Below are 24,259 nucleotides of genomic sequence, written 5' to 3' on the forward strand. Positions count from 1 at the left end.
CGGCGCGCGTCAGCTCAGCTTGCTGCGACCGTCGCCTCAAGCAGTTCGGCCCGCAACGCCGCGACTGTCGCTTCGGTCAGTCCGTGCGCCTCGAGGTACCCGCGCGGCGAGCCGTAGCGCTCATCCAGTGCGGCGAGCGTGTCCTCCAGCAGCCCGGCCGAGACGTTCGTCCGGATGCGGCCGAGCAGGCCGTTGTTGCTCGCGACGTAGTCGGCGACGATCGCGGTGCGCGGCACGCCGAGCAGGTCGAGCAGCAGGGCGATGGTCAGTCCGGTCCGGTCCTTGCCCGCGGTGCAGTGCACCAGCGCGGGCGCCGCGTTCGGTCGGCCGAGTTGCTCGAGCAGGTCGACGATCCCGGTCGCGCTGCGCTCGACGATGTGCAGGTACATCTCCATCTGGCCGCCGGGCAGATCGTCGAGTGTGCCGAGGTAGTCGAGGACGACCAGGTCGACCGCGGTGAGTTCGGCGTGGGACAGCCGGCTCGGAGCTTCGTCGCGCTCCTCTTGCGTGCGCAGGTCGAAGATGGTGCGGAGGCCGAGGTCGGCGAGCGTCCGGGCGCCAGCGGGCGTCAGCTTGTCGAGGGCGGCGGAGCGCAGCACGCGGCCGCGACGCACTGTGCCTAGCGTGCCGGACAGGCCGCCGAGGTCGCGGGCGTTGTGCACGCCGGCGATGTTCAGCACGCGCTCGAGGCCGACCTCGTCGAGGTACGCGGCGGGCAGGCCGACGTCGAAGGACGCGGCCGCCTTCGCTGGCGCATCGGCTTTGAGCAGCGAATATGCCGGGCTGGACGCGCCCGAGTCCGATGTGGCGGGGGGCAGGTTCACGGGCGCGGGCGGGTGCACGGGCGTGGAGGCATGGGCGGAGAGGGTGATGGCGGACTGGTCGTGTTCCTCGACGCTGCTCATTCGGCCACGCTAACCCAGACGGGTTAACGGAGGTTGGTCGACGAGGGCCGATCCGGAGGCCCGGACGAGCTAGCGCGCCGGTTCGAACTCCGCGCGGCGGCCCGGCTCCCAGGCGGGCTCGCGACGCCGGTTCGAATTCCGCGCGGCAGGGCCGGCTCCCATCCCGCCCGCTGAATACTGGGGGTACGTAAGGTTCAAGTAGCTGTACCATTCTTTACCGTGTCGTCCGTGACCTCCATCCCGTCCTCCGCTCCGTCCGAGCCGGATGACGAGGGATCCGCGACGGACACTCTCCGGCTCGACGCGACTCCGCCGAGTGACGAACCGTCGGTGCGGCGCGGGCGGCTGCGGAAGCTGGCCGTGGACACGCGGCCGCTGCGGCACCCGTCCTACCGGCGGCTGTGGACCTCCAGCATCGTCACGGCCATGGGCAGCCAGATGACCGCGGTCGCCGTGCCGTTCCAGGTCTACCAGCTCACCGACTCCTCGGGCTGGGTCGGCATCGCCAGTTTCTGCGGGCTGCTTCCGCTCATCGTCTTCGGGCTGTGGGGCGGCGCGGTCGCGGACACCATGGACCGGCGCACGCTGATGCTGCTGACCAACACCGGCGTCGCGGCCTCGTCGATCGCGCTGTGGGTCCAGGCCGCCCTGCACGTCGACTCCATAGCCCTGCTGATCGGCCTGCTCATGGTCCAGCAGGCGATGTTCGGCATGAACTCGCCCGCGCGCCAGGCCACCATCCCGCGGCTCGTGCCGTCGGAGGAGCTGCCCGCGGCCAACGCGCTCGGCGGCACCGTCATGTCCGCCGGGTCGCTGATCGGGCCGATGGTCGGCGGCGCGCTGATCCCGATCACCGGGCTCTCCACGCTCTACCTGCTCGACGCGTGCGGCCTGACCGTCACGCTGTGGGCGGTGCTGCGGCTTCCGTCGCTGCCGCCGCTGGGGTCGGCGCCCAAGCGGGCCGGAGTCTCGCACATCACCGAGGGCTTCAAGGTCGGCCTGAACAACCGGCTGCTCGCCTGGTCCTTCGGCGTCGACCTGATCGCCATGACCTTCGGCATGCCGCGCGCCCTGTTCCCGCAGTTGGCCGATACCACCTTCGCCGGCCACTCGCTCGCGCTCGGCTGGCTCTACGCCGGCATCCCGCTCGGCTCGCTGCTCGGCGGGCTGCTGTCCGGGTCCTTCTCCCGGATGGCGCGGCACGGAATGCTGACGATCGTGGCCGTCGGGGCCTGGGGCGCGGCCATCATCGGCTTCGGCCTGTCCGGCAACGTCACCCTCGCCACGACCTTCCTCGCCCTCGGCGGCGCGGCCGACCTGATGTCGATGGTCTTCCGGCAATCGATCCTGCAGACCGTCGTCACCGACGAGCTCAAGGGACGGATGCAGGGCGTCTTCACGGTCGTCGTGGCCGGCGGGCCGCGGCTGGCCGACCTCGTGCACGGGATCGGGGGCGCGGCGATCGGCACCCGGGCCACGATCACGGGCGGTGGCGTGCTCGTCGTGCTCGGGATGATCGCCGTGGCCGTGTTCGTGCCGCAGTACCGGGACTACCGCGCCGAGATCTGACGGTCCCCGGTCCGCCGGCCGCGACGACGGCTGACCGCGGCGAGGACTGACCGCGGCGACGGCAGCCGCCACCACCTCTCCGCGACCCGTTCGCTCACTCGGCCGCTCGATCAGCGAAGCTCTTTCGTCACTCGACCAGGCGAACAGCCGTTTCCGCCGACACGCCCACCGGGAAGGCCCCAGGCGTCACGGAACAGGCCGTGCTTGTGGCTAGGATCGACGGGAAAGCTCACTCGGCGTCAGAAATCCCTCGCTCTGGGTGATCGCGCTCGACCGCCCCGCCCTCGCGCAGGCCGGTCAGCGCTCGCGGAAGGTTGCTACAGCTATGGGCATGTCGGTCGTCGGCCGGGACATCGCGGTGGATCTGGGTACCGCCAACACCTTGGTATACGTCCGGGGGCGGGGCATCGTGCTGAACGAGCCTTCCGTCGTCGCGGTCAACACGCACAACGGGGCCGTGCTGGCGGTGGGCGCCGAGGCCAAGAAGATGATGGGGCGCACCCCCGGCAACATCGTGGCCATCCGGCCGCTCAAGGACGGGGTGATCGCCGACTTCGAGATCGCCGAGCGGATGCTGCGCTACTTCATCCGCAAGGTCCATCCGCGCCGGCTGCTGGCCCAGCCGCGGGTGGTCATCTGCGTGCCCAGCGGCATCACCGGGGTGGAGCGGCGGGCGGTGGAGGACGCGGCGGACGCGGCCGGGGCCCGGCAGGTGCACCTGATCGAGGAGCCGATGGCGGCGGCGATCGGGGTGGGGCTGCCGATCCAGGAGGCCACCGGGAACATGGTGGTGGACATCGGCGGCGGCACCACCGAGGTCGCGGTCATCTCCTACGCCGGCATCGTGACCGCGAACTCGGTGCGGGTGGCCGGGGACGAGCTCGACAACGCGGTCATCCAGTACGCCAAGAAGGAGTACTCGATCCTGCTCGGCGACCGCACCGCCGAGGAGATCAAGCTGGCCATCGGCTCGGCCGACGAGACCGACAACGAGCTGCACGCCGAGGTGCGCGGCCGGGACCTGGTCTCCGGCCTCCCGAAGATCATCGTGCTCACCTCCACCGAGGTCCGCCGGGCCATAGAGGAGCCGGTGGCGCAGATCATCGACGCGGTGCGCGACACCCTGGACAAGTGCCCGCCGGAGCTGTCCGGCGACATCATGGACCGCGGCATCGTGCTGACCGGCGGCGGGGCCCTGCTGCGCGGCCTGGACCAGCGGCTGCGCCGGGAGACCGGGATGCCGGTGCTGGTCGCGGAGAACCCGCTGGACTCGGTCGTGCTCGGCTCCGGCCGCTGCGTGGAGGACTTCGACGCGCTCCAGCCGGTGCTCGGCACCGGAGTCCGCCGCTAGCCGGGGCGCCGAGCCCGCGGACCCCGCCGTACCTGACGAAGGACCTTGATTCATGCGAGACACCCGCCGCACCCGGCTCGGGCTCCTGGCGCTGCTGCTGGCCGGATTCGCGCTGATCACCGTGGACGCGCACGGGCGGCAGCCGGGCGAGCGGGGGCCGCTGGACCAGGCCAGGAACGTGGCCGCGGGCGTGTTCGGGCCGGTGGAGCGCACGGCGGACTCGGCCACCCGCTCTGTCGGCTCGCTGTTCGACGGCTGGGGGCACTCCACCGCCGACCTCACCCGGATCAAGAGCCTGCAGGCGCAGGTCTCCACGCTGCGCACCGAGGTGGAGACGGGCTCGCAGGACCGGGACCGGGCGGCCCAGCTGGACGCGCTGGAGAAGATCACCGCGATCGGCGGCCTGTCCACGGTGCCGGCCCGGCTGGTCGCGCTCGCGCCGACCCAGGACGGCAGCTGGACCGCGACCCTGGACGCGGGCAGCCGGGACGGGGTGGCGGTGGACCAGACCGTGATCACCGGCGACGGACTGGTCGGCCACGTGGCCGGCGTCGGGCCGCAGACCTGCACCGTGCTGCTGGCGGTGGACCCGGACTCCATCCTCGGCGTGCGGCTGGCCGGGTCGGGGCCGATCGGCACCGCGGTGGGCCAGGACCCGCACACGCTCAAGGTCCAGTTCTTCGATCCGCAGCTGAAGATCCCGGTCGGCACGCCGGTGCTCACCCTCGGCACGGCCGACGCGGCCACCAGCGTCCCGGGCGTCCCGGTCGGCACCGTCACCAAGGTGCTCGACACCCCGGGCCAGCTCACCCGGACCGCGCTGGTCTCCACCTACGTGGACGAGACCTCGGTGGACACGGTCGGCATCGTGACCCGGCCGGTGCGCAACGACCCGCGGGACACCATGCTGCCGGGGGCCCACTGATGCACGCCGTCTACCGGGCGCTGCTGGCGACCGCCGCGATCGCCCTGGCCCTCGCCTGCCAACTCAGCATCCTGCCGCATCTCGCGCTGCCCTACGCCGTGCCCGACCTCGTGCTGCTGACCGTGCTCGCGCTCGCCGCGGCGTGGGGTCCGAACCAGGGCGCGCTGGCCGGGTTCTGCGCCGGGCTGGCACTCGACCTGGTCCCGCCCTCGGTGACCGCGGCCGGCCGGCACGCCCTGGTGCTCACCCTGGTCGGCGCGCTGGCCGGGCACGCCGCGGCCGAGGCGCGGCGCTCCGCGCTGCGCACCAGCCTGCTCGCCGGGGCCTACGCCGGCGCGGCCACCCTGGCCAACGCCGTCCTCGGCAGCCTGGTCGGCACCGGCGGCACGCTGACCAGCCCGGGCCTGCTGCGCGGCGCCGGGGCCTGCGCGCTCTACACCGCGGTGGCCACGCCGCTGGTGCTGCCCGGCCTGACCGCGCTGGCCCGGCGGCACGAGGGGCGGCGCAGCGCGATCCTCGCGCCGGCGGGCAACGCCCTGGACCAGCCACAGCCGTCCACCCGCACGGTCGCCGAACTGTAACGAAAGACCTCCATCGGATCAGCCGACACGTCAAGCGATCAAGCAACGGAGCCCGCGATGCACCGACCGCACCGACTCGACGGGGCCCGCGCCCGCCTGGGCGTCGTCCAGCTCCTGGTGCTCGCCCTGCTGGCCACCCTCGGCGCCCGGATGTGGTACCTGCAGGTGCACTCCGGCGCCCAGTTCCAGGCCGCGGCCGCGGCCAACGACGAGCGCTCGGTGGCCACCGCGGCCGTGCGCGGGGACATCCTGGACGACCAGGGCCACCCGCTGGTGGACAACCGCAGCACGCTCGAGGCCACCGTCGATCCCAGCACCCTGCGCCTGCAGCCGAAGGGCGGCCAGGACGCGCTGAACCGGCTGGCCGCGCTGCTCGGCACGCCGGTGGCGCAGATCGAACAGAAGATCCGGCTGTGCACGCCCAAGGTCGCCCAGCCGTGCTGGGCCGGCTCGCCGTACCAGCCCGTGCCGGTCGCCGCCAACGTGCCCACGAACGTCGGGCTGGAGATCCTCGAGGAGCACGACAAGTTCCCCGGCATCACCGTCCAGCCGGCCGCCATCCGCACCTACCCGAAGCCGTTCGGGGTCAACGCGGCGCAGATGCTCGGCTATCTCTCGCCGGTCAGCCCGAACGAGCTGGCCGAACCCGGCAACGACTATCAGCCCACGGACATGGTCGGGCGCTCCGGGCTGGAGGAGGAGTACGACTCGCTGCTGCGCGGCCGCTCCGGCGTGGCCCAGGTGGCGGTGGACAACATGGGCCGGGCCGTGCGCACCGTCTCGCAGAGCGCGCCCCAGCCCGGCGACGACATCGTCACCACCCTCGACTCGCACGTCCAGGCGATCGCCGAGCAGCAGCTGGCGGCCGCGATCCAGAGCGCGCACGGCGTGTGGGACTCGGAGACCGGGCAGTTCGGCAAGGCCGACTCCGGCGCCGTGGTCGTGCTCGACGTGAACACCGGCGGCGTGGTGGCCATGGCCACCTACCCGAACTACGACCCGAACGTGTGGACCGGCGGCATCGACCCGAAGGCCTACGCCAAGCTGACCAGCACGGCCGCGGGCACCCCGCTGCTCGACCGGGGCTATCAGGGCATGTATCCGCCCGGCTCCACCTTCAAGGCGATCACCACCGCCGCCATGCTCCAGGACGGCTTCCCGGCCGACGGCACCTACGACTGCTCCACCTCGTTCGCCATCGGCAACCAGGTCTTCCACAACTTCGAGGGCGAGGCGTTCGGGCCCATCACGCTCAAGCAGGCGATCGAAGTCTCCTGCGACACCGTGTTCTACGGCGCGGCCTACAAGATGTGGGTGGCCGACGGCGGGAACAAGCCGGTGGCGCACCCGGCCGACCCGGTGCAGACCATGGCCGTGAACCTCGGCCTCGGCCACGACACCGGGATCGACCTGCCCGGCGAGTCTCCCGGCCTGATCCAGACCCGGCAGGAGAAGCTGGCGTCCTGGAAGGAGAACAAGGTCAACTGGTGCGCGCACGGCCAGAACGGCTACCCGGAGGTGGCGGCCACCGACCCGGAGCGGGCCGCCTACCTCAAGCAGATCGCCTACGAGAACTGCGAGGACGGCTACGCGTTCCTGCCCGGCGACGCCGTGCTCGAGGCGATCGGGCAGGGCGGGGTGGAGGTCACGCCGCTGCAGCTGGCCCGGGCCTACGCCACCATCGTCAACGGCGGCACCCTCTACCAGCCGCACCTGCTCCAGGCGGTGCTCAGCCCCGGCGGCAAGGTCCTGTCCACCTACAAGCCGAAGGTGGTGCGGCACGTCGCCATCACGCCGGCCGCCCGGCAGTTCGTGGTCAACGCGCTCGAGGGCGTGGCCCTGGAGGGCACCGCCTCCGGCGTCTACGGACCCTGGCCGCAGGGGCAGATCCCGGTGGGCGCCAAGACCGGCACCGCGGACGTCTACGGCCAGAACCCGACCTCGGTGTTCGCCTCGGTCGTGCCGGCCGACCACCCGCAGTACGCCATGGTCATGATGATCCCGCAGGGCGGCCAGGGCGCGCAGGTCTCCGGCCCGGCGGTGGAGAAGATCGAGGAGGCCATGTTCGGGGTGCAGGGCGGCGGCGCGGACCTGAAGGCGGCGCTGCTGCCGACCCCGCCGGTCCACCTGCCGGTGGTCAGCCCGGACGGACTGCTGCCGGTCAGCTACCCGTACCCGCAGGCGTGGCCGCCGGCCCCGCCCAAGCCCACCGCGCCGCCCACCCCGCCGTCCACGCCGCCGCCCGGCTCACCCGTGGTCCCGGCCCTGCCCGAGGCCAAGCCCAACGGCGGAGGGCAGTGATGATCATCGGCGAGACGGCCGGGGTGCCCCCGGTCCATACCGCGCAGTCGCTCGGCGACGCGCGGGTGGACCGAGCCCGGAGCGCGGTGCGGGCCGGCGGGGTGCTGCGGCGCTTCGACTGGCCGCTGTTCGGCTCGGCGGTGGCGCTCTCGCTGCTCGGCGCGGTCATGGTCTGGTCGGCCACCCGCGCCCGCACCGAACTGACCGGCGGGGACCCGCAGTACTTCCTCAAGCGGCACGTGCTGAACCTGGTGGTCGGCGTGGTGCTGGCCCTGGTGGTCAGCGCGCTCGACCACAAGCGCATCCGGGCTCTGACGCCGATCGTGTACGTGCTCTCCTTCGTCGGCCTGCTCGCCGTGCTCTCCCCGCTCGGCTCGGTGGTCAACGGCGCCCGGTCCTGGATCGAGCTCGGCGGCGGCTTCTCCATCCAGCCGGCCGAGTTCGCCAAGCTCGGCGTGGTGATGGCGCTCGCGCTGATCCTGGCCCACCGCCCGGCGGTGCGCGGCAGCCGGCTGATGATCGCCCAGGTCGAGGACCGGCGGATCGACGACACCCGGCCCGGCAACCCGCAGCTGCTGCTGGCGCTGGCCGCGGCCGCGCTGCCGATGGCCGTGATCACCCTGCTGCCGGACCTCGGCAGCACGATGGTGCTGGTGGCGATCACGGCCGGCCTGGTGGTCATCTCCGGGGTGCCGCTGCGCCGGCTGGCCGTGCTCGGCGTGGCGCTGGGGGCGGTGGGCTTCGCCGCGGTCAAGCTGCACCTGCTGGCCCAGCACCAGCTCAACCGGTTCGCCGCCTTCGCCGACCCGAACCTGGACCCGCAGGGCGTGGGCTACAACACCCACCAGGCGCGCCTGGCCATCGGCTCGGGCGGGGTGTTCGGGCAGGGGCTGTTCCACGGCACCCAGACCAACGGCCAGTTCGTGCCCGAGCAGCAGACCGACTTCGTCTTCACCGTGATCGGCGAGGAGCTCGGCCTGGCCGGCGGCCTGGTCGTGATCGGCCTGTTCGCGCTGCTGCTCTGGCGCGCCTGCGTGATCGCGCGACAGGCGAGCGAGCCGTTCCCGCTGCTGCTGGCCGGCGGCGTGGTGTGCTGGTTCGCCTTCCAGATGTTCGAGAACGTGGGGATGACGCTCGGGATCATGCCGGTCGCCGGCATCCCGCTGCCGTTCGTCTCCTACGGCGGTTCGTCCATGTTCGCCAACTTCATGGCGATCGGGCTGCTGGAGAACGTGCGGCTGCGCTCCACGGCGCGGTGACCTGCGGCGTTCATGCGCGGCCAGCTGGGCGGCTACCCTTGGCGCATGAGTACTGCGCCCTTCGACCGGGTCACCGGCCGCTCCGTCTGGCCCGACCTCGAGTCGCTGCTGCCGTCGGTCAAGAAGCCGATCCAGTACGTCGGCGGCGAGCTCAACTCCACGGTCAAGGAGTGGGACGTGTGCGACGTGCACTGGGCGCTGATGTACCCGGACGCGTACGAGGTGGGCCTGCCCAACCAGGGCGTCATGATCCTCTATGAGGTGCTCAACGAGCGCGAGGGCGTGCTGGCCGAGCGCACGTACTCGGTCTGGCCGGACCTCGAGGAGAAGATGCGCGCGGCCGGCGTGCCGCAGTTCACCGTGGACGGGCACCGGCCGGTCGGCGACTTCGACCTGTTCGGCGTCTCCTTCTCCACCGAACTCGGCTACACCAACATGCTCGCCGCGCTCGACCTGGCCGGCATCCCGCTGGAGGCGGCCGACCGCGGGCTGGAGCACCCGGTCGTGATCGCGGGCGGGCACGCGGCGTTCAACCCCGAGCCGATCGCCGACTTCATCGACGCGGCCGTGATCGGCGACGGCGAGCAAGCCGTGCTCACCATCACCGACCTCGTGCGCGCCTGGAAGCAGGAGGGCCGCCCGGGCGGCCGGGACGGGCTGCTGCTGCGCCTGGCCGCGACCGGCGGGGTGTACGTGCCGCGCTTCTACGACGTCGAGTACCTGGCCGACGGCCGGATCCAGCGGGTCGCCCCGAACCGCTCCGGCGTGCCGTGGCAGGTGGCCAAGCACACGGTGATGGACCTGGACGAGTGGCCCTACCCGAAGAAGCCGCTGGTGCCGCTGGCCGAGACGGTGCACGAGCGGATGAGCGTGGAGATCTTCCGCGGCTGCACCCGCGGCTGCCGGTTCTGCCAGGCCGGCATGATCACCCGGCCGGTGCGCGAGCGCTCGATCACCGGCATCGGCGAGATGGTCAAGGCGGGCCTGGAGGCCACCGGCTACGAGGAGGTCGGCCTGCTCTCGCTCTCCTCCGCCGACCACTCCGAGATCGCCGAGGTCTCCAAGGGCCTGGCCGACCGGTATGAGGGCACGAACACCTCGCTCTCGCTGCCCTCGACCCGGGTGGACGCGTTCAACATCGACCTGGCCAACGAGCTCTCCCGCAACGGCCGTCGCAGCGGCCTGACGTTCGCGCCGGAGGGCGGCTCGGAGCGGATGCGCCGTGTGATCAACAAGATGGTCTCCGAGGAGGACCTGATCCGCACCGTCACGGCGGCCTACTCGGCCGGGTGGCGGCAGGTGAAGCTGTACTTCATGTGCGGGCTGCCGACCGAGACCGACGAGGACGTGCTGCAGATCGCGGACATGGCCCGCAACGTGATCAAGGCCGGCCGCGAGGCCACCGGCTCCCGCGACATCCGCTGCACCGTCTCCATCGGCGGGTTCGTGCCCAAGCCGCACACCCCGTTCCAGTGGTGCGGGCAGCTCGGCGCGGACGAGACCGACGCGCGGCTGCGCAAGCTGCGCGACGTCATCCGGGCCGACAAGCAGTACGGCCGGGCCATCGGCTTCCGCTACCACGACGGCAAGCCGGGCCTCGTCGAGGGCCTGCTCTCCCGCGGGGACCGCCGCGTGGGCAAGGTCATCCGGGCCGTGTACGAGGACGGCGGCCGCTTCGACGGCTGGTCCGAGTTCTTCTCCTTCCAGCGCTGGATGGCCGCGGCCGAGCGCGCGCTGGCCGACGAGCCGGTGGACGTGGCCTGGTACACCACCCGCGAGCGCGACCAGATCGAGGTGCTGCCCTGGGACCACCTGGACTCGGGCCTGGACCGGGACTGGCTGTGGGAGGACTGGGAGGACGCGCTGCGCGAGACCGAGGTCGAGGACTGCCGCTGGACCCCGTGCTTCGACTGCGGCGTGTGTCCGCAGATGGGCACCGAGATCCAGGTCGGGCCGACCGGGAAGAAGCTGCTGCCGCTGAGCGTGGTCTGACGCGCGCGCCGGCCGCCGTTCGGCGCGGCCGGGTTCCGGTCGGCGCATTTGACCGGAACTTTGTGCTTCGTCACCAGGTCTGTTGCCCCGTACGCGGTTTCGCCGAGGCCTCGTGGCGGCCTAATCTGTCCGTATGACTGCAGGCGACACGACCGCGAACGCTTCCCGGACCGGCACGGCCGCGCCGGCGCGCGAGGACCGGCTCGAGACCATCCGGCCCCACCTGCCCAGGGAGTTCGCCGCCCGGCTGATCGAACAGCTCACCGTGGGCTCCCATCCCCAGGTGGTGGAGGTGGTCGCGCCGCTGACCGGCGAGACGATCGTGGACCTGCCGCAGTCCGGCCCGGGCGACGTGCGCCACGCCTTCGAGAAGGCCCGCGCGGCGCAGGCGGCCTGGGCCGCGCGTCCGGTGGGGGAGCGGGCGGCGGTGCTGCGCCGGCTGCACGACCTGATCCTGGACAACACCGAGCACCTGCTGAGCCTGCTGCAGGTGGAGACGGGCAAGACCCGGCTGCACGCGTACGAGGAGGTGGCCGTCTCGGCGTCCACCGCGCGGCACTACGCGCACGCGGCCGCGGGCTACCTCAAGGCGCGCCGCCGGCCGGGCGCGATCACGCTGCTGACCAAGACGGTGGAGTACCGCCACCCCAAGGGCGTGGTCGGGGTGATCACGCCGTGGAACTATCCGCTGGCGCTGGCCGCGATGGACATCCTGCCGGCCCTGGTCGCGGGCAACGGCGTGGTGCACAAGCCGGACAACCAGACCGCGCTCAGCGGGATCTACCTGCGGCAGCTGGCGGTGCAGGCCGGGATGCCGGCGGAGCTGTGGCAGATCGTCACCGGCGACGGCCCGGTGACCGGCCCGGCCGTGGTCGACCACGCCGACTACGTCGCCTTCACCGGCTCCACCCGCACCGGCCGGCAGGTGGCCCAGCAGGCGGCTGGCCGGCTGATCGGCTGCTCGCTCGAGCTAGGCGGTAAGAACGCGATGATCGTGTTCGACGACGCTGATCTGGACAAGACTGTGGCCGGGGCGATGCGGGCCTGCTTCACCTCGGCCGGGCAGCTGTGCATATCCATCGAGCGGATGTACGTGCACCACTCGATATACGACCAGTTCGTCGAGCGGTTCGTGACCGAGGTGAAGGCGCTCAAGCTGGGCTCCAAGCTGGACTTCGCCGCCGACATCGGCTCGCTGACCAACACCCGGCAGCTCGAGACGGTCACCCAGCACGTCGAGGACGCCCGGATCAAGGGCGCGAAGGTGCTGGCCGGCGGCCGGCGCCGGCCGGACGTCGGCCCGCTGTTCTACGAGCCGACGGTGCTGAGCGAGGTCGCGCCGGGCATGACCCTGTACGCCGAGGAGACCTTCGGCCCGGTGGTCTCGCTCTACCGGTTCGAGAACGAGGCCGAGGTGGTCAAGGCGGCCAACGACACCAGGTTCGGCCTGAGCGCCTCGATCTGGACCCGCGACTCCAAGCGCGCCACCGAGACCGCGCTGCGGCTGCACACCGGCATGGTCAACGTGAACGAGGGCTACGCCGCGGCCTTCGGCTCGGTCGCCGCGGCGGCCGGCGGCATGGGCGACTCCGGCCTCGGCCGGCGCTCCGGCGCGGACGGCCTGTGGCGCTACACCGAGATCCAGACCGTCGCCCGTCAGGCCCTGCTGCCGATCGGCCCGAGCCTGGGCATGTCCCCGGAGCGCTTCACCCGGGTGCTCGGCTCGGCGCTGCGCATCATCAAAACCCTGCGAATGAAGTAGCCGCCGTCGCGGCCGCGGCGCGGCGGGCCGGGAAACAGCCGGCGACGTACGGCCGACGTGCCGTCAGATCCCCCTCCCCGGGCCGCGAAAAGGCGCGCGCGCCCGGGGGGAAACGTAAAGGGAAGGTAATATCGGGCGTCCGACTACCGCTGTCCGCGGGTCGGGAAGTAGCTTGGTACCCGCGGGCGATACCGCGGTCGGCACCTCTGGGCGGAGTTGAAAGTCGGGGGGGCACCGGGCGGGGCGGAGGCTCGCAGTATTCTGCGACACGACGGGGCTGCCCTCGACGTGCTGCGCAGTCAACTCCATTCCTACGACGGGGAAAGGTGGCGTGTTACGTTGAGTTCCTCATTCGGAACAACAACCGATGAGATGGCCAAGGCGGCCCAGCAGGTTCAGCAGGTCTCCGAGAGCCTTCAGCAGCAGATGCGCTCGCTGATGAACAACCTCGAGCCGCTCGCCAGCACCTGGAAGGGCGACGCGTCCGCTGCCTTCCAGCAGCTGATGGAGCGCTTCAACGGCGACTCGCAGAAGCTCTCGACGGCGTTGGGCAACATCGCCAACGCGCTGGACTCGAACACCAAGAGCTACAACGCTTCCGAGACGGAGAACACCTCCGCGATCAGGAACATTCTCGGCGGCCTGACCTGATTCGTCTCGGCGCGCCGATGCGCGCCGAAGCGGACGCTTTCGACAGCCGTCCGCAGTTGCTACTTTCACGAGGGGAGAAGATCCATGGCTCAAATCGCCGTTACATTCGAGGCGTTGGCGAACGCCGAGCAGCAGATCAACCAGTGCGCCAGCCAGCTCACCCAGCAGCTCGACGAGCTGCGCCAGATGCTCCAGCCGCTGGTGTCCTCCTGGACCGGTCAGGCGATGGAGAACTACCAGGTGCAGCAGCAGGCCTGGACCCAGGCCCAGCAGGACGCCCTGCAGGTGCTCCAGGGCATCGGCCGCGTGGTCGGCGCCGCGCACGACGCCTACCAGTCCACTGAGAAGTCGAACGCCGCGGCCTGGAACTGAGTCGCGTCGCACGCACCGCCGCGCCGGTGTGCGGAGGGAGCGGGAGGGGCGAGGAGTCCGTCGTCCGTTCCCGTCATCCGCAAGGCGGCGCGACACGAGGGCCCGAGCGGCCCTCTGCTAAGGTCGAGCCATGAGTTCTCGCGCCCGGCGATTTAGCTATGGCCACCGGATCGTTCCGGCCGGCCTGGTCGTCGTCGAGCGCTGAGACACAGCCGACAGACCTTACGGCGCCCCCGGACCGATCCCGGTCCGGGGGCGCCGAGCTTTTGCGCGCAGCGCCCCTCGCCGCCGGATCCTCCCGCGCCCGAGACGAGGAGCGAGACCCATGAGCAGCATCTCCGACACCACGCCCCAACCGGCCGCGAAGACACAGGCCGCCGCGCAGACAGTGATCGCGGCGGAGGCAGAGACAGCGGCGTCGCCCGCGGAGGCCACCCCGCTCGGCGTACGCGGCGGGCGCGAACAGATCGACGCGATCGACGCCGAACTCATCGCGCTCATCCAGCGCCGGACGGCCGTCTCCGCCGAGATCCAGGCCTCCCGCATCGCCGAAGGCGGCCGGCGCTTCGACCTGCGCCGGGAGACGGACGTCATCAGCCGCTACACCCGCGCCCTCGGCCGCCCCGGCCGGGACGTCGCCATGGCGCTGCTGGAGCTCGGCCGCGGTCGGCTGTGACGGTCGTGGCGATACCGTCGGCGCCACCGCCACCGCCACCGCCACCGCCACCGCCACCGCCACCGGCGCGCGGCGCACGGCCGCGTCACCTCCGGTGCGATCGGCGGCTGCAACCTGCTCCGCCGTGCAACACGTCCCGCGTAACCGGAAGTCCGCTCAGTCGTTGTCCCCCGTGAATGGATCCGGAGCGATCGGCTCGGGTCAGGCGCTTCCGGTCGCCGGCCCGGCTGTGGGACCTCGCCCCGGCACGCGTCGCGCGGGCGGTCGTTCGCCCGCCACTGCCATTCGGACCTTCACCCCGCCGCCGCTCAGCGCGGGGTGAAGGCTTTCGTCCCGCGGCCGCCGCGTCCACCCGTGGACAGCGCGGAACGGGGGCAAGCTGCGCGGGGCCGTAGAATCGAATCATCATGGATACGGACGCCACCACCCCCCTGGTCCTCGTCGTCGACTTCGGCGCGCAGTACGCCCAGCTCATCGCCCGCCGCGTCCGCGAGGCGCGCGTGTACAGCGAGATCGTGCCGCACACCGCGACGGTCGAGGAGATCCTCGAGCGCAAGCCGGCCGCGATCATCCTCTCCGGCGGGCCGTCCTCGGTCTACGCCGAGGGCGCCCCGAACGTGGGGGCGGAGCTGTTCGAGTCCGGCGTGCCCACCTTCGGCATGTGCTACGGGTTCCAGGCCATGGCCCGCGCGCTCGGCGGGACGGTGGACCACACCGACGGCCGCGAGTACGGGCGCACCGCGCTCTCCGTCGCGGACACCGGCTCGACCCTGTTCGCCGGGTCGCCGGACGCCCAGATCGTCTGGATGTCGCACGGCGACGCCGTGGTGGCCGCGCCGGCCGGGTTCAGCGTCACCGCGTCGACCGCGGGCACGCCGGTGGCGGCGTTCGAGGACGACGCGCGGCGGCTCTACGGCGTCCAGCACCACCCCGAGGTCATGCACTCGGAGTTCGGCCAGCGGATGCTGGAGAACTTCCTCTACCAGGGCGCCGGCATCACCCCGACCTGGACCATGTCGAACGTGGTCGAGGAGCAGGTGGCCCTCGTCCGCGAGCAGGTGGGCAGCCGCCGGGTGATCTGCGGGCTGTCCGGCGGCGTGGACTCCGCGGTCGCCGCGGCCCTGGTCCAGCGCGCCGTCGGGGACCAGCTGACCTGCGTCTTCGTCGACCACGGCCTGCTGCGCAAGGGCGAGGCCGAGCAGGTCGAGCGCGACTTCGTGGCGGCCACCGGCGTGGCGCTCAAGGTCGTCGACGCCCGCGAGCGCTTCCTCAAGGCGCTGGCCGGGGTGTCCGACCCGGAGGCCAAGCGCAAGATCATCGGCGCCGAGTTCATCCGGGTCTTCGAGCAGGCCGAGCGCGAGCTGCTGGCCGACGCCGCGGCCGAGGGCGAGCCGATCGAGTTCCTGGTGCAGGGCACGCTCTACCCGGACGTGGTGGAGTCCGGCGGCGGCACCGGCACCGCGAACATCAAGTCCCACCACAACGTCGGCGGGCTGCCCGAGGACCTGCGGTTCAAGCTGGTCGAGCCGCTGCGCAAGCTGTTCAAGGACGAGGTGCGCAAGGTCGGCGAGGAGCTCGGTCTGCCGCACGAGATCGTCTGGCGCCAGCCGTTCCCGGGCCCGGGCCTCGGCATCCGCATCGTCGGCGAGGTCACCGAGGACCGGCTCGAGCTGCTGCGCGAGGCCGACGCGATCGCCCGCGAGGAGCTGACCGCGGCCGGGCTGGACCGGGAGATCTGGCAGTGCCCGGTGGTGCTGCTGGCGGACGTGCGCTCGGTCGGCGTGCAGGGCGACGGGCGCACCTACGGACACCCGATCGTGCTGCGCCCGGTCTCCTCCGAGGACGCGATGACGGCGGACTGGACCCGGCTGCCCTACGAGGTGCTCAGCCGGATCTCCACCCGCATCACCAACGAGGTGCGCGAGGTCAACCGGGTGGTGCTGGACGTCACCTCCAAGCCCCCGGCCACCATCGAGTGGGAGTAGCCGGCCCGCCCGGGGCGGCCGCGGCCGCCCCCGGCGAGTTCGAGGACGAAGATCCCGACCGGATTGTCTAGCTCTGGTAACGAAAACTTCGACACGGCGGCGACGCTCCCGGCGCGCCGCCGACCCGGGTGTAGCATCGCAACACCCTCAGGGGTAGTGCGCCTTTACCAACGCAGTGCAACTCTCGGTGTCGGAGGGAATCTCGGTGTCCCAGGGCCCGGACTGCCATGGCAGTGCCCGCCAGGAGTACGAACGGGAACTGGCCGAATTCGCCGCCCGCTGCCGGGAATTCGCGCAGAACGAAGGGGTGCCGGCCGCGCTCTCGCATTCCGAGAGCGGTTCACGGCAGTGGATATCCGACGAGCTGACCCGGCGCGCGCAGCGGCTGGCCGCGGCCGCCCGGGCGGAGAACTCGGCCTGGCTCGCCCTCGTCGGCAAGCAGGCCATGCGCGGCAGCTGGGGCCTGTTCGGCCTGGTCGCGCTGATCGATCTGGCCACCGCGCCGCTCGCCGCCGGCTGGACCCTGCCGCGCACCGCCGTGCTCTTCGCCTTCGCCGCCTTCGGCCTGCTGGTGACCAGCCTCAGCCTGGTGCACAGCGAGCTCGGCGGAGTGCTGTGCTTCATGGTGGGGGCGGACGGGCGGCTCTCCCCGGCCAAGGCCCTCGGCCTGCTCTGGGGCGCGGCGCTGAGCACCGCCCTGGTCTACTTCGCGGTGGAGGACTTCGCCGCCGCCACCTCGGCCGAGCGGGCCGAGGTCAACGCGGCGATCTCGCATCCGCGCTGGGAGTATCTGGCCCTGCTGGCCGCGCCGGTGCTGGTGTCCATCGTGACCAACGCGGTGGCGGCGAGCCGGATGCGCCGCCGTGCGATGCCCTATCTGCCCGGCCAGCGCTCGCAGCTGCGCGACCTGGCGCTGGACGAGACCGGCCTCGGCTCGCTCGCCTCGGCGGTCTGGCTGCCCTCGTACCTCGCCGCGGTGCTGTTCCTGGTCGCCGGCCTGGCGAAGAACCCTTACGCGCTCCCGCAGCTGCCGAGCACCGTGGTGTGGATCTCACTCGGCTCGGCCGTGCTGTTCGCCGCGGTGCGCCTGGTCGAGGCCCGCGGCCCGGTCGTGGTCTCGGTGGTCCGGGTGCGCCCGCCCGGCGGGCTGGACGGCCCGGTCCGGCAGGGCGACGAGATCGAGATCAGGGGCCTGGGATTCGTGCCGCCGGCCGCGGCCGCCCCGGACCAGCTGGCCCGGATAGCCGTGAAGCTGGGCCCGATCCACATCCACGTCCCGCTGGTGCCGGGCGCGGAGGGCGGGTTCAGCAACCCGACCGACACCTCGGTCACCGTGCCGATCCCGCCGGACGTCGACCCCGGCCCGTGGACGGTGCGCGTGGTCACCGCCTCCGGGCTGGAGACCGAGGACTACGCCCTCGACATCGCCGCGGCCGAGGACTGAGCGCCCGCCCGCGGCCTCAGCGCCGGCGCCGGGTCAGCAGGCCGACCACGGCGGTCAACCCGAGGCCCAGCACCAGCAGCGAGAAGGCCCAGCGCGCTCCGACCGTGACGTGGCCGCCGCTCGAGAGCAGGTAGACCAGGCCGATCGCGATGAAGACGAGTCCGGCCAGGATCGACGCGGCATCCGGCTTGATTCTCATTGCCCCTCCTCCACGTTCACGTCGCCGCACCCCACGTCGATCACCAGCACGATCGTGCCCTGCGGATGCGCGGCGCGGGTCGGCATGTCAAAGCTCTCATTCACGTTCCAGCGGCTGGTGTTCACCGTGTCGCCGGTGTTCACCGTCTCGCCGGCGGCGTCCAGGCTGCCGACGCCGTCGTGCGCCTGTACCCGCACGTCGACGGACGGCGGCAGGACCACGTCCAGGTCGCCGATCCCGATCTGGGCCTTGACCTGCAGGGTCCGGCCCGCTCCGGGCGCGGCGTGGCTCAGGTCCAGCGACCCGTCGCCGATGCCGATCTGGTAGAGCGCACGCACGTCCGCGGCGGACGCGGGCGCCCAGTCGGCGTCGCCGACGGTGCCGTGCAGCGGGACGCCCACCGCGGTCAGCAGGATCAACGGGATCGCGAGCACCAGGCCGATCGGCACCAGCCCGGTCGTCTTGCCGAACAGCCCGCCGATCACCATGCCCGCGCCGAGCAGCAGCAGGACCAGCGCCCCGCCGGAGAGCCAGTTCAGGCTGATCACGCCGGCCGCGTTGAGCACGCCGAGGCTGCCCGAGACGGCCAGCAGGCTCGCCAGTACCAGCCCGCCGTAGCCGCGCCGCCGGCTGCGCACCGGCCGCGTGTTCTCGGCCTCGGCGAGGCCGACGTCCGGGCCGGTGCCGAAGGACGGCGCGGCGGCGGTGTACGCGGCGTAGTGCGGCGGGACCTCGTCCCGCGGCTCGGCGCTCTCCTCGGCCGCTTCGTCAGGCCCCTGCGTCTGCTCGCGTTCGGCCTCGGCGCCCTCCTCGGCCTCCGCGACCGGCTGCTGCCACCAGGTCGGCGGCCGCTGCGGCAGCCCGAAGGTGACGTAGCGCCCCAGCTTGATGTCGCCGCGCCACAGCAGCACGGCGAAGACCGCGCCGGCGATCAGCCACATCGGCCACATGCCGCTCAATCCGTTGCTCAGCGCCGAGACCGCGGCGATCACGCCGAGCCCCAGGCCGACCGCCATCAGCGCGGCCATCCACGGGTTGTTCCCCGTCAGCATCCGGTGCGCCTCCGACTGCTCCGCCCCCTCCTGCGGCACGAACAACCACGCCGCGGCGTACGCCAGCAGGCCGAGGCCGCCGACGAACGAGAAGACCACGAACAGAATGCGGAAGATCACCGGGTCGGTGCCCAGGTGCCGGCCCAGTCCGCCGCACACCCCCGCCACGGCCTTGGACCGCCGGTCGCGGCGCAACGGGCCGCGCGGGTTCGCCCCGCCGTATGTCCTCGGTTCGCTCATGTTCCCAACGATCGCAGCCGACGCGCCCGCGCCACCATCGGGCACCGCCCGGATTCGACCCTGAACCGGCCGGCCCCGGATCTCAGGGTAGGTCTCGGGGTCGGCCCCCGATGACCGCCGGGCACAAGGCGTGTGACCATGTGACGGTGATGCCACCCCTGCCCGAGGACACCCCCCGCCTGTGCCGGTCCGCCCGCGGCCGCCTGGCCGGCGGAATCGCCCGCGGCCTCGCCGTGCACCTGGGCGTCAGCGTGTGGCTGCTGCGCGCGCTCTTCCTGGAGTACACCTGGATCGGCGGGCTCGGCGCGTTCGCCTACGGGCTGTTCTGGCTGCTGGTGCCGCTGCGCCCGATACCGCAGTCCGAGCACGCCGCGCCGCGTCCGGGCGTGCGCAAACTGCTGCTGATCATGTTCGGCGTCGGCCTGCTGGTGCTCTTCGGGCTGTCGCCGATCCAGATCCCGCGGGACTGGCACACGATCCTGCCGCTGATCGCGGTCGGCCTGGGCTTGGCGGTGCTGTGGCGCCAGGCCGACGACGCCCAGCGCGCGGACACCGAGTCGGACTCGCGCTGGATGTCGCGCGGCAACCACCTGGCCCGCTCCGGCCTCGGCGCCGCGGTGGCGCTCGGCGGCCTGCTGGCGTTGACGAAGACGCACACGAGCTGGACCGAGGCGGGCCGGACGCTGCTGGCGGCGCTCGCGCTGCTGGTGGGCGCGGGACTGATCGGCCTGCCGTTCTTCCTCAGGGTCCTGCGGGACCTGGCCCAGGAGCGGACCGAGCGGGCCCGGTCCCAGGAGCGGGCCGAGGTGGCGGCGATGATGCACGACTCGGTGCTGCACACGCTGACCCTGATCCAGCGCCACCACGACGATCCCGGCCAGGTGGCGCGGCTGGCCCGGGCGCAGGAGCGCGAGCTGCGCGACTGGCTCTACGGCGAGCGCAAGACGGCGGCGGAGAGCTTCGCCGAGGCTCTGCGCGGCGCGGCCGCCGAGGTGGAGGACCGCCACGGCGTGCGCCTGGACCTGGTCACCGTGGGCGACGCGGCCGTGGACGCCCAGCTCGAGGCGTGCGTCGCCGCGTCGCGGGAGGCTATGGTCAATGCGGCGAAATACGCCGCCGAGGCGGCGATATCCGTGTACGCGGAGGTGGCGGAGGACCGGGTCGAGGTGTTCGTCAAGGACCGCGGCCAGGGCTTCGACCTCGACGGGGTGGCGCCGGACCGGATGGGCGTGCGCGAATCCATCCTCGGCCGGATGCGCCGGCACGGCGGCAAGGCCGAGATCCGCACCGCGCCCGGCGAAGGCACCGAAGTGCGGCTGACCGCGCGCCGGGCGACGGCCGGCGCGCGGCGCGGCGAGTCAGTGGAACCCGAGCAGGAAGAAGAAGTCCACAGTGGAGAACGCGGTGAACCCGAGTACGGCTGAGGCGGTGGCGCGGCACGACGCCGCCTCGCGCGCGATCCGCGTGGTACTGGTGGACGATCACAAGCTGTTCCGCACCGGTGTGCGGGCCGAACTCGACGAGGCCGGCAGCGGCGTGGTCGAAGTGGTGGGCGAGGCGCCGGACGCGCCGAGCGCGGTGGCCGTGATCGCGCAGGTGCGCCCCGAAGTCGTCCTGCTCGACGTCCACCTTCCCGGCGGCGGCGGCATCGAGGTGCTGCGACGCTGCCTCGCCCGCGGCGGCAGCGGGAGCGGCGGAGCCGGCGTGGGGCAGGCCCCTGATACCCGCTTCCTCGCGCTCTCGGTCTCCGACACGGCCGAGGACGTCATCGGCGTCATCCGGGCCGGCGCCCGCGGCTACGTGACGAAGTCGATCTCCGGTGCGGACCTGGTGGACGCGATCCGGCGCGTGGCCGACGGCGACGCCGTGTTCTCACCGAAGCTCGCCGGCTTCGTCCTCGATGCGTTCTCCGGCGCCGCCCCCGCGCCCGCGTCGGTGGACGAAGAACTCGACCGGCTGACCGCCCGCGAGCGCGAGGTGCTCCGGCTGATCGCGCGCGGCTACGCCTACAAGGAGATCGCGCGCGAGCTCGTCATCTCGATCAAGACCGTGGAGACGCACGTCTCCTCGGTGCTGCGCAAGCTCCAGCTCTCGAACCGCTACGAGCTCTCGCGCTGGGCCAACGACCGGCGCCTGTAGCCGCGCTCCAGTAGCGTTCAGCTTCATTCTATTGCAACGGTCGCAGCAGTCTTCGTTGCATTGATTCTTCTCCGGTTGCAATGATTTATGCAGTATGAGCTGTATGGATGACTCCACTGTGCAACGAACTAGTTGCCGGATCATGAAAAGCAACGTAGCGTTTCTGTTGTCGGAAACAACATCGAAGCAACCGGAGATCCTCATGCAGAAGTTCGAGACCCCCGCCCCGATCCTCGCCGTGCTGCAGATCCCGGCCGGACGGGTGCGATTCGTCGCCGCGGACCGCGGGGACACCATCGTCGAGGTGCGGCCGGCCGACCCGGCCAAGGGCCGCGATGTGCAGACCGCCGCGCGCACCACCGTCGCCTACGCGGACGGCGTGCTGCGGATCGAGGCCGCCAAGGCCAAGAACCAGCTCTTCGGTCCCGGGTCGGTGGAGGTCACCGTCCAGCTGCCGGCCGGGTCCGGTGTCCAGGGCAAGGCCGCCTGCTCGGAGCTGCGCTGCGTCGGACGGCTCGGCGACGTGGCCTTCTCGGGCGCCTACCGGCAGATCAAGATCGACGAGGCCGCGAGCGCCCGCATCACCGCCGTCGACGGCGACGTCGAGGTCGGCCGGCTCTCCGGGGCGGCCGAGATCAGCACCGCGCGCGGCGAGATCCGGATCGGTCGCTGATCCGGCCGGGAAACAGCATTCTGCTGATAAGAACCCTGACTGAGGAGAAGGTGGAAGAGATGACGAACGGCGAGCACGCCTCCTGGTCCGGCCTGGTGCCGGTGGACGACACCTCCCTGGCGGTCACCGACGGCGGCGGCCCCGGCATCCCGGTGCTCTACCTCAACGGCCAGTTCGCCACCCAGGGCTACTGGCGGCGGGTCATCGCCGATCTGGGCGGCGACTGGCGGCACATCACCTTCGACGAGCGGGCGCGCGGCCGGAAGTCGGGGCGCTCGGCGGACTACTCCTTCGAGGCCGCGGTCCGCGACGTCGACGCGGTGCTCGCGGCCCGGGGCGTGGAGCGGGCCGTGCTGGTGGGCTGGTCCTACGGCGCGGTCGTGGCGGCGCACTGGGCCGAGCGCAACCCGGCGCGCACCCTCGGCGCGGTGCTGGTCGACGGGGCCTTCCCGTACGACTGGCTGGACGAGGCGATGGAGGCGCGGATCCGCAAGCTGTTCCGGCGGATCGGCTGGTTCACCCCGCTGCTGCGCCCGACCGGCATCACGCCGCGGATGACCGCGGCCGAGCAGGCCGAGTCGAACATCGAGCTCGGCCGGCTCTCCCGGGCGAGCGAGCTCGGCCCGGTGCTGGACCGCATCAGCGTGCCGACCCGGTACGTGGTCGCCTCCGGCACGTCCTTCGGCAGCCGCGGCGACGAGCAGGAGCAGATCCGGTCCGGGCTCGAGGCGGCGACCGCGGGCAACGGCAACATCCGGATCAGCGCGAAGGTCGAGAGCAACCACGGCGCGATCCTGCGCAAGGAGTTCCCGGCGATCGCCGCGGCGGTCCGGGAGGTCGCCGGACAGTGAGGACACGGCAAGAGCCCGCTCGGAGCCCCGACCGCCCGCGGCCGGGGCTCAGCCGCGTCCCCAGAACGGCGGCGTGGTGAACAGCGAGCGGCGGTAACGGAGGGTCAGATGCATGCGGTTGCCGTAGTGCACGGCGCCCACCGCGAGTCCCATGGGCAGCGGGGCGGGCGGGGCGTACCACAGCGCGCCGGTGCGCACGGCCCCGAACCACAGCGGCGGGGCGCTGCCGACGTGGGCCAGCATCGTGGTGTCCACCCGCGAGGCGGTGCGCCGGTCGGCCGGGCGTTTCAGGGCTTTGCGCACACCGAAGGGGGCCCACGGCTCGGCGAAGGCCCGGGCGACCCGGTCCGCCTCGGCCGCCTCCCGGCGCAGGTGCTTGGTCTGCGCGGACACCGACGCCAGCGGGTTTCCGGCCACCTCGGTCAGGTCCAGCACCACGGTGCCGTAACCGGCCCGGTTGCCCAGGCTCAGGTGCTTCTCCTCGGGGCCGCGGTGGTCGATCGGGACGGTCACCCGCACCTGGCCCCAGGCCTTGCCGAGTGAGGCGTTCCACTCGAAGATCGCCCGCGCCACCTCCGTCAGCAGCGCGTCCTCCTCGGTGGCCTCGGCGTAGTACGACGCGGCGTTGGTCAGGTCGCGCAGGTCCATCGCCACGTGCCGGAACCGGTAGCCGGTGGTGGGCGCGCCCTCGTCCTGCGCGGTGCGGCCGGGCTCGATCCGCAGCGGCGGGCCCTGCGAGCGCGGCGGCCGGGCGGCGCCGGCCGAGGAGGGGCGCACCGGGGGCGCGGGGGCGTGCGGCGGGCCGCCCGAGTACGCCGACGCTATCGCCTGGAGCAGACCCATCGTCGCGAACGCGTCGAACCGGGCGTGGTGGGCCGCCAGAATCAGATTCGTGATGCGGCCCTGGGGCATGACGTGCAGGCGGAAGAGCGGTCCCGTACGCATGGGCAGGGTGGCGGCGAAAATCTCCTCCCGCGCGTCGCCGAGCTCGCGGCGCCCGGCGACGGTACGTTCCACTACAGGGTCGGTCTCGGCGCGGTCGGGCACGGCCCACTGGGACCACAGGCGCAAGGGGGAGGTGGTGGCGATTCTCGCGCGGGCGGAGGGCTCGGCCTCGAGCACCGCGGAGACCGCCGCGCGCAGTCGGGGCATCTCGAGCTTTCCGGCCAGAGCCGCCTCCACATAGTGCAGATTCGGCTCGTCGGGGCGCTCGGTGAGCAGGTGGATCTCGTCGACTGCGGAGCAGGCTTCGGTGTGCACGACGTCCCATCTTCGGCTGACCACGATGCCGTCAAGCTGAGACCAGATTGTAGCCGGGAGCCGGAGCGGGTG

At 72.2% G+C, this 24,259-nt stretch carries 20 protein-coding genes and 1 pseudogene; 17 read left to right on the top strand and 4 right to left on the bottom strand.

Going from position 1 to position 24,259, the window contains the following annotated elements; translation table 11 throughout:
- Window positions 1–14 precede the first annotated feature (14 nt).
- Entirely contained in the window at window positions 15–905 is an 891-nt protein-coding gene (locus ACTRO_RS29845; RefSeq protein ID WP_051451596.1) for a tyrosine-protein phosphatase, read from the bottom strand.
- Window positions 906–1,133: 228 nt separating this feature from the next.
- Between ACTRO_RS29845 and ACTRO_RS29850 the strand changes: the two genes are divergently transcribed.
- The 13 genes from ACTRO_RS29850 (at window position 1,134) to ACTRO_RS29910 (ending at window position 17,773) form a co-directional block, all read left to right on the top strand.
- Window positions 1,134–2,474 (top strand): MFS transporter, encoded by a 1,341-nt coding sequence (locus tag ACTRO_RS29850; protein WP_211244457.1) that lies wholly within the window; start codon window positions 1,134–1,136, stop codon window positions 2,472–2,474.
- Window positions 2,475–2,805: 331 nt separating this feature from the next.
- Window positions 2,806–3,825, top strand: coding sequence for a rod shape-determining protein (locus tag ACTRO_RS29855; RefSeq protein ID WP_034277304.1), 1,020 nt, complete (start codon window positions 2,806–2,808; stop codon window positions 3,823–3,825).
- Between the two features lie 52 nt (window positions 3,826–3,877).
- Window positions 3,878–4,750, top strand: a complete 873-nt coding sequence (gene mreC, locus ACTRO_RS29860; protein WP_051451597.1) for a rod shape-determining protein MreC — start codon at window positions 3,878–3,880, stop codon at window positions 4,748–4,750.
- Window positions 4,750–5,331: a rod shape-determining protein MreD gene (gene mreD / locus ACTRO_RS29865; protein WP_051451598.1), complete on the top strand. Its 582-nt coding sequence runs from the start codon at window positions 4,750–4,752 to the stop codon at window positions 5,329–5,331. The genes mreC and mreD overlap by 1 nt, the downstream gene beginning before the upstream one ends.
- A gap of 57 nt (window positions 5,332–5,388) precedes the next feature.
- Window positions 5,389–7,632, top strand: a complete 2,244-nt coding sequence (gene mrdA, locus ACTRO_RS29870) for a penicillin-binding protein 2 (RefSeq protein WP_034268415.1) — start codon at window positions 5,389–5,391, stop codon at window positions 7,630–7,632.
- Window positions 7,632–8,891, top strand: coding sequence for a rod shape-determining protein RodA (gene rodA / locus ACTRO_RS29875; RefSeq protein WP_034268418.1), 1,260 nt, complete (start codon window positions 7,632–7,634; stop codon window positions 8,889–8,891). Before mrdA ends, rodA begins: the two co-directional genes overlap by 1 nt.
- A 45-nt stretch (window positions 8,892–8,936) precedes the next feature.
- On the top strand, window positions 8,937–10,883 hold the full coding sequence (locus tag ACTRO_RS29880) for a TIGR03960 family B12-binding radical SAM protein (protein ID WP_034277310.1): 1,947 nt from the start codon (window positions 8,937–8,939) through the stop codon (window positions 10,881–10,883).
- 133 nt (window positions 10,884–11,016) lie between these two features.
- Window positions 11,017–12,645 (top strand): succinic semialdehyde dehydrogenase, encoded by a 1,629-nt coding sequence (locus ACTRO_RS29885; RefSeq protein ID WP_034268421.1) that lies wholly within the window; start codon window positions 11,017–11,019, stop codon window positions 12,643–12,645.
- Window positions 12,646–12,984: 339 nt separating this feature from the next.
- On the top strand, window positions 12,985–13,296 hold the full coding sequence (locus ACTRO_RS29890) for a WXG100 family type VII secretion target (protein WP_157436537.1): 312 nt from the start codon (window positions 12,985–12,987) through the stop codon (window positions 13,294–13,296).
- Window positions 13,297–13,380: 84 nt separating this feature from the next.
- Window positions 13,381–13,668, top strand: coding sequence for a WXG100 family type VII secretion target (locus tag ACTRO_RS29895; protein ID WP_034268426.1), 288 nt, complete (start codon window positions 13,381–13,383; stop codon window positions 13,666–13,668).
- Window positions 13,669–13,993: 325 nt separating this feature from the next.
- A complete protein-coding gene (locus ACTRO_RS29900; RefSeq protein WP_034268429.1) occupies window positions 13,994–14,344 on the top strand; it encodes a chorismate mutase in 351 nt (116 codons plus the stop codon).
- 407 nt (window positions 14,345–14,751) lie between these two features.
- Window positions 14,752–16,329, top strand: coding sequence for a glutamine-hydrolyzing GMP synthase (gene guaA, locus ACTRO_RS29905; RefSeq protein WP_034268432.1), 1,578 nt, complete (start codon window positions 14,752–14,754; stop codon window positions 16,327–16,329).
- A 205-nt stretch (window positions 16,330–16,534) separates the two neighbouring features.
- Window positions 16,535–17,773 carry a hypothetical protein gene (locus ACTRO_RS29910; RefSeq protein ID WP_051451599.1) on the top strand — a complete coding sequence of 413 codons (1,239 nt, stop codon included), beginning with the start codon at window positions 16,535–16,537 and terminating at the stop codon, window positions 17,771–17,773.
- Window positions 17,774–17,789: 16 nt separating this feature from the next.
- Here the strand turns inward: ACTRO_RS29910 and ACTRO_RS29915 are convergent, their stop codons facing one another.
- Window positions 17,790–17,972 (bottom strand): hypothetical protein, encoded by a 183-nt coding sequence (locus ACTRO_RS29915; protein WP_034268438.1) that lies wholly within the window; start codon window positions 17,970–17,972, stop codon window positions 17,790–17,792.
- A complete protein-coding gene (locus ACTRO_RS29920) occupies window positions 17,969–19,264 on the bottom strand; it encodes a PspC domain-containing protein (protein ID WP_034268441.1) in 1,296 nt (431 codons plus the stop codon). The genes ACTRO_RS29915 and ACTRO_RS29920 overlap by 4 nt, the downstream gene beginning before the upstream one ends.
- A 149-nt stretch (window positions 19,265–19,413) precedes the next feature.
- On the opposite strand from ACTRO_RS29920, the gene ACTRO_RS29925 reads away from it, so the two are divergent.
- The 4 genes and pseudogenes from ACTRO_RS29925 to ACTRO_RS29940 all read left to right on the top strand — a co-directional run bounded on the left by ACTRO_RS29925 (window position 19,414) and on the right by ACTRO_RS29940 (window position 22,927).
- Window positions 19,414–20,688, top strand: a complete 1,275-nt coding sequence (locus tag ACTRO_RS29925) for an ATP-binding protein (RefSeq protein ID WP_084317187.1) — start codon at window positions 19,414–19,416, stop codon at window positions 20,686–20,688.
- A complete protein-coding gene (locus tag ACTRO_RS29930; RefSeq protein WP_051451600.1) occupies window positions 20,669–21,403 on the top strand; it encodes a LuxR C-terminal-related transcriptional regulator in 735 nt (244 codons plus the stop codon). The genes ACTRO_RS29925 and ACTRO_RS29930 overlap by 20 nt, the downstream gene beginning before the upstream one ends.
- 202 nt (window positions 21,404–21,605) lie before the next feature.
- Window positions 21,606–22,067, top strand: a pseudogene (locus ACTRO_RS29935) (DUF4097 family beta strand repeat-containing protein); the annotation flags it as partial.
- Between the two features lie 68 nt (window positions 22,068–22,135).
- Window positions 22,136–22,927 (top strand): alpha/beta fold hydrolase, encoded by a 792-nt coding sequence (locus ACTRO_RS29940; protein ID WP_034268444.1) that lies wholly within the window; start codon window positions 22,136–22,138, stop codon window positions 22,925–22,927.
- Between the two features lie 48 nt (window positions 22,928–22,975).
- Here the strand turns inward: ACTRO_RS29940 and ACTRO_RS29945 are convergent, their stop codons facing one another.
- Complete coding sequence (locus tag ACTRO_RS29945) at window positions 22,976–24,187, bottom strand: hypothetical protein (protein WP_034268446.1); 1,212 nt, start codon at window positions 24,185–24,187, stop codon at window positions 22,976–22,978.
- Between the last annotated feature and the right edge of the window lie 72 nt (window positions 24,188–24,259).

The sequence above is a fragment of the Actinospica robiniae DSM 44927 genome (assembly GCF_000504285.1).
GTDB lineage: Bacteria > Actinomycetota > Actinomycetes > Streptomycetales > Catenulisporaceae > Actinospica > Actinospica robiniae.